Origin of the sequence: Candidatus Enterococcus huntleyi, assembly GCF_009933175.1 — a bacterium.
Classification (GTDB): Bacteria; Bacillota; Bacilli; order Lactobacillales; family Enterococcaceae; genus Enterococcus_K; species Enterococcus_K huntleyi.
The window spans coordinates 120,976-130,066 of record NZ_MAEJ01000003.1 but is presented as its reverse complement, the minus strand read 5'-3'; the positions used below and the strand labels follow the sequence as shown (position 1 = coordinate 130,066).

At 37.1% G+C, this 9,091-nt stretch carries 8 protein-coding genes; 2 read left to right on the top strand and 6 right to left on the bottom strand.

The annotated features are described in order from the left end of the window. Positions 1-160 precede the first annotated feature (160 nt). A complete protein-coding gene (locus tag BAU15_RS03795) occupies positions 161-400 on the bottom strand; it encodes a hypothetical protein (protein ID WP_161841439.1) in 240 nt (79 codons plus the stop codon). A 94-nt stretch (positions 401-494) separates the two neighbouring features. Next, positions 495-941 carry an HIT family protein gene (locus BAU15_RS03790; protein ID WP_161841438.1) on the bottom strand — a complete coding sequence of 149 codons (447 nt, stop codon included), beginning with the start codon at positions 939-941 and terminating at the stop codon, positions 495-497. Positions 942-1,152: 211 nt separating this feature from the next. Here BAU15_RS03790 and BAU15_RS03785 point away from each other — a divergent pair, with 211 nt between their 5' ends. Beyond that, a complete protein-coding gene (locus tag BAU15_RS03785) occupies positions 1,153-2,055 on the top strand; it encodes a magnesium transporter CorA family protein (protein WP_161841437.1) in 903 nt (300 codons plus the stop codon). Between the two features lie 48 nt (positions 2,056-2,103). Here the strand turns inward: BAU15_RS03785 and clpB are convergent, their stop codons facing one another. After that, positions 2,104-4,713 carry an ATP-dependent chaperone ClpB gene (clpB, locus tag BAU15_RS03780; protein ID WP_161841436.1) on the bottom strand — a complete coding sequence of 870 codons (2,610 nt, stop codon included), beginning with the start codon at positions 4,711-4,713 and terminating at the stop codon, positions 2,104-2,106. Between the two features lie 459 nt (positions 4,714-5,172). Here clpB and BAU15_RS03775 point away from each other — a divergent pair, with 459 nt between their 5' ends. Further along, a complete protein-coding gene (locus BAU15_RS03775; RefSeq protein ID WP_161841435.1) occupies positions 5,173-6,186 on the top strand; it encodes a zinc-binding alcohol dehydrogenase family protein in 1,014 nt (337 codons plus the stop codon). 143 nt (positions 6,187-6,329) lie between these two features. On the opposite strand, the gene BAU15_RS03770 is transcribed toward BAU15_RS03775, so the two are convergent. The 3 genes from BAU15_RS03770 to pepT all read right to left on the bottom strand — a co-directional run bounded on the left by BAU15_RS03770 (position 6,330) and on the right by pepT (position 9,080). Continuing rightward, positions 6,330-7,373: a lysylphosphatidylglycerol synthase transmembrane domain-containing protein gene (locus BAU15_RS03770; protein WP_161841434.1), complete on the bottom strand. Its 1,044-nt coding sequence runs from the start codon at positions 7,371-7,373 to the stop codon at positions 6,330-6,332. A 24-nt stretch (positions 7,374-7,397) separates the two neighbouring features. Continuing rightward, complete coding sequence (locus BAU15_RS03765; protein ID WP_161841433.1) at positions 7,398-7,682, bottom strand: DUF1294 domain-containing protein; 285 nt, start codon at positions 7,680-7,682, stop codon at positions 7,398-7,400. Between the two features lie 168 nt (positions 7,683-7,850). Then, positions 7,851-9,080 (bottom strand): peptidase T, encoded by a 1,230-nt coding sequence (gene pepT / locus BAU15_RS03760; protein ID WP_161841432.1) that lies wholly within the window; start codon positions 9,078-9,080, stop codon positions 7,851-7,853. Positions 9,081-9,091: the final 11 nt, after the last annotated feature.

Here is a 9,091-nt window from a genome sequence, read left to right as displayed (position 1 = left end):
ACGAGCCTTAGAAATGACCTACTGACTTTTTGAAGCTTCAAAAAAACTACCCATCATAATCGACGAGTAGTCCACAAAAATTTTAAAATATTTCACTGTCCTATTGACGGGGTGCACACCATCATTCGACAAAGGCTCAGGTTTTTCATTTAGAAACTGATTATAGTTGGACATCCTTAATTGATGATTGAACGGGCGTAATTTCAATATCGATAATCGATTTTTTATGGATGTTATGGTATTTTCCAAAGTCGTCCATTACGCGATAAAAATCGCCTTTTTCTTGAAGTACTTCTTGGTAGAGTTCAAAAGGATTGTCCTTCTTATCTGTCGTAAACGTAACTTGAATTTCTTTACCGTTTGATAAAGAAAAGACAATAATATAGCTGGCATTTTTCACAATTGTTCATCTCCTTTTATTATCTTATTATACAACAATAGTTGAAAAAAATATGTATTTAGCACATCAAGAATCCTTGGTTTCCTTGATTTTATTAAAGTGTTTGAAGATAATCATAAATTCCTTGTCGTATCTGATCGTGTTCAACCGGATTATATGCAGTCTCAGGATTAGACCAATTAGATTTATCGTAAAGCCAGACAGGCATCTTTCTTCGCTCAATGGGTTCCCAATCGTATCGCGGAAATACGTGTGCATGCAGGTACGCGTCAGTATTCCCTAAAATATCATAATTAATACGAAGAGGTTGGCAAACTTTCAGAATAGCATCGCCAACAAGACTCATCTCAGTGAGAAACTGACTACGCTCCTCTATCGGTAGGTCGTTAAGAGAAAAAATTTCTCGTTTCGGTAGTAGTACACAATAACCCGGTAAAAATTGAACATCACCAAATGCTACAAAGCTAGCGTTTAATTCTTTTATTACCATTGGATTTGTACCATTTTGTGCAGATAAAATACGATTTTCAGTCCAGTGCATATAGTCGATTCCCCAATCTTATTTCTATTCTTTATGCTTAAAGTATAACATAAAGGTGTTTAGTGGAAATAATTGGCAAATTTATCACTTGAGATTATATTGTCTGCTAATTAAGGCAAGAAAAATTCTTGCTCTATTAGGTTCTTCTTTGTTCTTTTTTGTCGCCTCTATCTGTTATACTAAATAAGAAATTATTTTGGAGGTGAAGCGAATGCTTACAAAAACAACCTTAACAAATGCAGGGACTTGGATAAATATCCAAACAGAAGATAAAACGGAATTAAAAAGATTTTATCAACGCTTTGAGATTGATGAGGAGATCGTCGATTACTCTCTCGATGAAAATGAACGAGCTCATTTAGATTATGACCAAAAGACGAATACCTTCGTATTGATCTTTAATGTGACCAATCCTAAGAAAATTGATAATCATTATGAGACTATCCCACTAACCTTTATCTTGAAGGACAGTACGCTACTTACTGTTACGAATTCTGTCAATCATTATGTGCTAGATATTATGAATAAACAAGTGAACTCAGAAGATTCAGCGAGTATTTTCCAGTTTTTATTTGGTAGTTTGTTCATGATTATCGACTCATTTTTTCCTTATATTGAAGAAATGGATAGAGAAAGGAAGTCGATTAATAGCAAATTAAAAGAGAAAACAACCAAGCAAAATTTGTTATTATTATCTGACTTAGAAACAGGGATTATCTATTTTGTATCTGCTTCAAAACAGAACGTGCTCTTACTTGAGCAGATTAGAGTTCACCAAATATTCCGCATGTTGACAGAAAGCGAAAAAGAACGCTTGGACGATGTGCTAATCGAAGCACGACAGTTAGTGGAAATGACACAGCTCTCATCTCAAATTTTACAACAATTATCAGGCACTTATAATAATGTCCTAAACAATAATCTGAATGACACGATGAAAATTTTGACGGTTCTTTCAATTTTACTAACTGTTCCTACCATTATTACCGGATTTTTCGGCATGAACATGCCTCTACCACTGGAAAACAATATTTTCGGTTGGTTAATTACGATTGGTATTAGTCTGGTTTTATGGTTATTACTTTCTGTTATTTTGAATCGCTTGATGAAATAAAAAGTAGTGAATCTGCGCATATTATTGCCAGCATTCACTACTTTTTTGTTAGATTTCTTCTTCAATTGGTTCGTTTTGGAACACTAAGGTGTCTTCTAAGATGCTCACGATGACTTTTGTTTTTGGCATCACGCGCCCAGAAACAATTTCTTTTGCTAGAGGTGTTTCCACTTCTTTTGTAATAAATCGTTTCAATGGTCTTGCGCCATAAGCTGGTTCATAAGCGTTCTCAGCAATCCAAGTTTTTGCATCTTCGCTAATTTCTAGTTGGATTTCTTGATGTTCCAAACGTTTAGCCAGCTGTTGAATCATTTTTTCAACAATCCCTTTGACGTTTTCTAAGCTTAATGGTGTAAATAAAATGGTATCATCAATTCGGTTTAAGAATTCTGGTTTAAAGCTGCCTCTTAACATTGTTCGAACATTTTCTTCGACCGCTTCAGGAATTTCACCGTCTTGAGTGACTCCTTCTAGTAACAATTGTGAACCGATATTACTTGTCATAATCATCACTGTGTTTTTAAAGTCGACCACGCGACCTTTCGAATCAGTCAAGCGTCCGTCATCTAAGACTTGCAATAATATATTAAAGACATCTGGGTGAGCCTTTTCGATTTCGTCTAGTAAGACTATCGTATATGGGTTTCTTCTGACCGCTTCCGTCAATTGACCGCCTTCTTCATAGCCAACATAGCCTGGAGGCGCTCCGACAAGACGTGAAACTGAATGTTTTTCCATATATTCACTCATATCAATCCGTACCATATGCTCTTCTGAATCAAATAAGTTTTCAGCTAACGCTTTAGCCAACTCTGTTTTCCCAACCCCAGTTGGTCCTAGGAATAAGAATGAACCTAGTGGTCGATTTGGGTCTTGTAAGCCTGCGCGCGAACGAATCACGGCATCGCTGACGGCATCGACTGCTTCATCTTGTCCGATGACCCGTTTGTGTAAGGTTTCGTTTAATTTCATGAGTTTTTCGCGTTCGCCTTCAACTAGTTTTGTGACAGGAATACCAGTCAATCGTCCGACAACCACTGCGATTTCATTTTCAGTAACCGATTCTTGAACCATTCGAATATTTTCTTTTTGATTTTTTTCTTCCAACTCGGTTAGCTCTTTTTCCAACGCAGGAATAGTCCCGTGCCGTAAGACAGCGGCCCGTTCTAAATCATAGTTATTTTCCGCATCTTCTAGTTCATGTTTGGCTTTATCAATCTCAGCCCGTTTGTTTGAGACCGCATTAACTTCTTCTTTTTCGGTTTCCCATTGCATTTTTAGCGCATTGGTTTCTTCACGGAGTTCAGCTAATTCTTCTTGTAAAGTAGCCAAACGCTTCTTACTTGCGTCATCTGATTCTTTCTTCAAGGCCGCTTCTTCGATTTCTAGTTGCATTAAACGACGTGTCACTTGGTCAAGCTCAGTCGGCATCGAATTCATTTCCACACGAATCGTGGCACTGGCTTCATCGACCAAATCGATGGCTTTATCTGGTAAAAAGCGATCCGTAACATAACGATCCGATAAAGTCGCCGCCGCAACTAGCGCGTTGTCATGGATATTGACACTATGGTGAATTTCAAAACGTTCTTTTAACCCACGCAGAATACTAATCGTATCTTCAACTGTCGGTTCTTTCACCAAAACTTTTTGGAAACGACGTTCTAAGGCTTTATCTTTTTCCATATATTGGCGGTATTCATCCAAGGTTGTCGCACCAATCAAATGCAGTTCGCCACGAGCCAGCATCGGTTTCAATAAATTCCCAGCATCCATACTTCCTTCTGTCTTACCGGCACCGACAATATTATGGATTTCATCAATAAATAAAAGAATTCGACCGTCACTTTTCTTAACTTCTTTTAAGACAGCTTTAAGTCGTTCTTCAAATTCGCCACGGAACTTAGCCCCAGCAATCAACGCCCCCATATCTAAAGAAAAGATAGTTTTATCCTTCAAGTTTTCTGGGACATCTTTTCGAACAATCCGCTGAGCCAAACCTTCAATAATGGCGGTTTTACCCACCCCAGGTTCGCCTATTAAGACTGGATTGTTTTTAGTTTTTCTAGATAAAATTCGGATGACATCTCGTATTTCTTCATCACGACCGATGATTGGGTCCTGTTTGCCACTCTTTACTTGTTGCACCAAATCGACGCCATATTTTTCTAACGCTTTGTATTGCTCTTCTTGGTTTTGAGAAGTCACACGTTCTCCCCCTCTCATAGTTTCAATATTTTTTCGTAACTCTTTTTCATTCAAACCGTTTTTAATTAGATACTTTGTCAAACGGTAATTTTTAAGTTTCATCAACGCTAAGATAACAATCTCTGTTGATAGAAATTCATCACCAAAGCTTTCGCGTAGCTTATCTGCTTCATTTAGTAGATTAAATAGATTTTGGCTCATGCTTTGTCCGTACTGGACATTTCCGCCTGAAACCGTTGGATATTCGTCTAAAGCTAGATCAATCTCTCGTTCAAAAGCCTCTACATCAAGTCCAGCATCTGTATAAAAATTACGACCAAAATGACTTGGTTGTAAGAATATTTTCCAAAGGTGTGCGATATCTATTTCTTGGTGTTTTCTAGTGATTGCGACATTTTGTGCTTCAGCAATCGCTTCTTGCAAGGTTGTGGTCATCTTTTCGATATTCATAAATTCATTCCTCCACTTTTTACTTAATTTCGCCTTACGAATATAAGTATACCTCTTTGGTCAAAAATGGTCAAAAGATATAATACGTTTTTTAAACTTTTATTAAGAAGTTTTTTCAGGACTATTTTTGCGCGTATCTTCTATTTTTCCATGAATAATTGATTACTTTGGAAAGACTTTTTACATATTTCTAATTTACTACACTGACTTTGTTTATTTTTACAAATTTCATAGTCGAAGTCATTATTTCACTCTAGCATGTTATTACCTAAATAATCGCCACTAACATTCATTTTCAATGCAAGGATTGATCTGCTATTACCGGAGAAATGTTGGGTAGAATTCATTGCCTTAAAAGAGACAATAATGATACACTGATAGATAATAAATACGACAGTTGTAGGAAAAAATCGAAGAATAACTATTATAACGCCACTCTAATTGATAGGAGAATGTATGATGAAAACAAGAGCAATTGCCTTTAAAGAAGGCTTCGCCCTACTAGAGGGAAACCAATTTGAAGAAATTGAATGGACATTGGATGAACTGACACCACAAGATGTATTAGTAAAGATTGAGGCAATCTCTGTTAATCCAGTTGATACCAAATTACGCCAAACCTTTGCAGCGAATCAATGGAAAATTTTAGGGTTTGATGCAGTCGGTAAAATTATTAATGTAGGAACGGATGTGTCTGATTTTTCTATTGGCGATCGAGTAATGTATAGTGGTACCAACAAACGGGCGGGTAGTTACGCGGAGCATCAAGTTGTGGATTCTCGTCTAATTGCTAAGGTTCCCGAAGCAATCTCGTCGGAAAAAGCTGCGGCGTTGCCATTAACGAGCCTCACTGCCTTTGAAGTCTTATTTGAAAAAATGGGTCTACAAGCCAAGGAAAAAGCCAACCTAGATGAAACGATTCTGATTGTCAACGGAGCCGGTGGAGTTGGGTCAGTGGCTATTCAATTAGCAAAATGGGTGGGTCTAAATGTCTTAGCGACTGCTTCTAGATCTGAGACCTCCGAGTGGATTAAACAAATGGGTGCCGATATTTCTCTTAATCACCGAAAAGATTTAGTTGAGCAGATGAAACAGTTAAATCTAACAGAAATCCGCAGAATTTTATTACTACATTCTACCGATTTTTACTATGAGCCAATGGCCAAATTTTTAGCTCCATTTGGCCATTTAGCCTCCATAGTTGAAGCAAAAGAGCCCGTTAACCTATCTATTTTGAAAAATAAATCAGCTAGTTTTGATTGGGAATACATGTTTGCAAAAACTGATTATGACTATCAAATCGAATCGCAAGGGATAATCCTAGAGAAAATTGCTGAACTTTTAGCAGCTGGGAAACTTACATCAACTCATACAGAAACATTACAAGGATTGACTCCGGAGACTATTTTTGAAGCCCATCGTCGCTTAGAAACGAACCGCACAATCGGTAAATTAGTGATTACTGTCAACTAACCAATCAAAAAACGACAGTGTTACTTCCTATCCTCATCATAAGATAATAAAATGACCCAGGAAATTTCAGCCTCGCTGGATTTCCCTGGGTCATTATTTTTAAAAATTCAATTTGACGTTTTGTTTAAAAGTTAAACAGATTCTCAGTCATTCATCGCTTTTCGCTCTTTTTTTGCCTCTTGAATCTCTTCATGAATTTTCTTTCTTCGTTCAATCAGTACATACACAAAACCTAACAGAAAAGGTAGTACAAATGTCCCAAAACGATACAATAAAACAGAAGAAATAGCATCAACAGTTCCGACAAGTGGGCGGAATAATAGAAGATAAACAAATTCAAAAGAACCAATTCCACCAGGTGTTGGGACAACTCCAGCTAAAATGACAGCAAAGCTAGTGAATGAAAATGCTTGTAAAAAATCTAAGCTAGGATGATTATTCATTAACACGAAATAAGGAATTATATACCATAATGCCAGCTTTAAAACATTCCAAGAATAAATTCTCCAGACAGCTGTTCTATCTAGCATAATGGTGCGCACAGTCTCTCGAAGCGAATAGATTTGCAAATTACCGGCATCTACCCAGCTTCTCAGTTTTTCACTTTTAAAGAGTTTATTGGCAATAATAAGTAATAAGACTTGCAAATTGATGCTACTAGACAAGGCAAAAAGAACGGCAATCAGGACGATTGTCAAAATCATTCCTGCTAAAATAAAGGGAATCATCTTAGGCGAATTCGAGTAAAATAACGAAAACTGAATGATTAATCCAGCGACGGCATAGGTAATGACTGCAAATTTGTACATTACCATGTGTAAGGCTGTCACGCCAACACCTTGAGAAGCCTTCAAACCTTTTTTTCGATAAAAATAAACTTCTGATACGAGTGTACCTGTTCCAAAGGTAATAATTCGATAAAAAGCGACATAACAGGACGTCCAAAAGCCATCTTGCTTAGAAAAATTGGATTGAAAATGCTTAGCAATTTCTTTGATTGATTGGCCTTCGACGAATAAATAAATAATACCAATAAGAAAAATTCCAGCCAAGACAATCGGACTAGTCGAACGCAGCTCTGCAAATATATCAGCTAATGAACTTTGTATAAGGTAATAAATGATGCCGATCATAGCGCCTAAAACCACTAAGTTAAATAGCACTTTGAGTGTATTATTTTTTTTCATAAAAGTTCCTCAATTCAATATCTATTAATGGAAAAAGTAGAGCAACACAGCATCTGTTACAACACCAAGTAAGAAACAAATGTAAAATTTTCGCTTACGCGTCTTGTGATGAAAGACTTTTTGCGCTAATAATCCACCTAGCCCACCACCAAGTAATCCGACAAATAAAAGATTGCTCTCTGGGACACGCCATTGTTTCTTTTGGGCTTTGCGTTTATCATACCCCATTAGACAAAACAAATAGACGTTTACGATAAATAGATAAAACCACAAGGGGTTATTCAATAGTGCTTGTAATAAATCGTTCATAGTTTCCCTCCAAATCACACGTTACTAGCGTACCTTATTCTGTGGTCAGTTGCAAAGGTAAATCGTTAGATCAGAAAAAAAGAACTAAATTTCTAAGGAAACCCAGTTCTTTTTCTTAACTTATTCTAATTTTCAAAAAGATGATTTATTGAATTCAGCTCACGTGAGTTATTTTGCGTTATTTTCAGCAATTTTGATGATAACATCCGTTGCTTTCTCCATTGATTGTAGAGAAACAAATTCGAAGCGGCCATGCATATTCTCGCCACCGGCAAAGATATTCGGCGTCGGAATACCCATATAAGAAATTTTCGAGCCATCCGTTCCCCCACGAACAGGTTCGATGATTGGCTTAATGTCTAGTTCAATCATTGCTTGTTTAGCTAATTCGATGATACTCATATCTTCTTCAATAATTTCTTTCATATTGTAATATTGATCGTACATATGAATTTGGACACGTTCTTGATCAAATTGCGCATTTAATTTTTCTTGAACAGACAAGATTAATTGCTTACGCGCTTCAAATTTTTCACGAGAATGATCTCGGATAATATAACTCATCTTAGCTTCCTCAGGTGTACCTGTCAAAGCCATTAAATGGAAGAAGCCTTCATATCCCGAAGTTTTTTCAGGAACTTCATCTTGTGGCAAAGCATTTTGAAAATCAACTGCCAATTGTAAGGCATTGATCATCGTGTCTTTCGCCGTACCAGGATGGACATTTTTACCTTGGATAGTGATATCTGCTTGAGCGGCGCTAAAGGTTTCATATTGTAATTCGCCTACAGGTCCCCCGTCCATCGTATAAGCGAAATCCACCGCAAATTCGTTCACATCGAATTTGTCCGCGCCAACGCCAATTTCTTCATCTGGTCCAAAAGCAACTTTGATTGTTCCATGTTTAATCTCAGGATTCGCCAATAGAATCTCCATAGCCGTCATGATTTCCGCAATACCGGATTTATCATCCGAACCTAGCAAGGTCGTTCCATCCGTTGTAATTAATGTTTGTCCGGCATAGTTTTTCAAATTAGGGAAATCTTTGGTATTTAGCGTGAATTTCCCTTCCTTATCTAATTGGATAGTCGACTCGCCATCATAGTCTTCAATAATTTGTGGCGTTACATTCACAGCATTGAAATCAGCAGTATCCATGTGAGCAATGAAGCCAATTGAGCGAACGTCTTTCTCCGTATTGCTCGGAAGTGTTGCAATAACAAAGCCATTTGCGTCATTGTAAGACACATCTGATAAACCTAATTCTTCCAATTCTTTCTTAAGTACTTGAGCAAAGGCAACCTGTGTCGGTGTTGAAGGTGTTGTTTTGCTTGTCGCATCCGAGCGTGTTTCTGTTTTAACATAACGTAAAAAACGTGGCAATAAATTTTCGTACATGATTATTCTCT

Coding starts and splice junctions, on each gene's coding strand:
- clpB (WP_161841436.1), bottom strand. CDS start 4,713: ATGAATATCGAAAAGATGACCACAACCTTGCAAGAAGCGATTGCTGAA.
- BAU15_RS03785 (WP_161841437.1), top strand. CDS start 1,153: ATGCTTACAAAAACAACCTTAACAAATGCAGGGACTTGGATAAATATC.
- BAU15_RS03790 (WP_161841438.1), bottom strand. CDS start 941: ATGCACTGGACTGAAAATCGTATTTTATCTGCACAAAATGGTACAAAT.
- pepT (WP_161841432.1), bottom strand. CDS start 9,080: ATGTACGAAAATTTATTGCCACGTTTTTTACGTTATGTTAAAACAGAA.
- BAU15_RS03770 (WP_161841434.1), bottom strand. CDS start 7,373: ATGAAAAAAAATAATACACTCAAAGTGCTATTTAACTTAGTGGTTTTA.
- BAU15_RS03765 (WP_161841433.1), bottom strand. CDS start 7,682: ATGAACGATTTATTACAAGCACTATTGAATAACCCCTTGTGGTTTTAT.
- BAU15_RS03775 (WP_161841435.1), top strand. CDS start 5,173: ATGAAAACAAGAGCAATTGCCTTTAAAGAAGGCTTCGCCCTACTAGAG.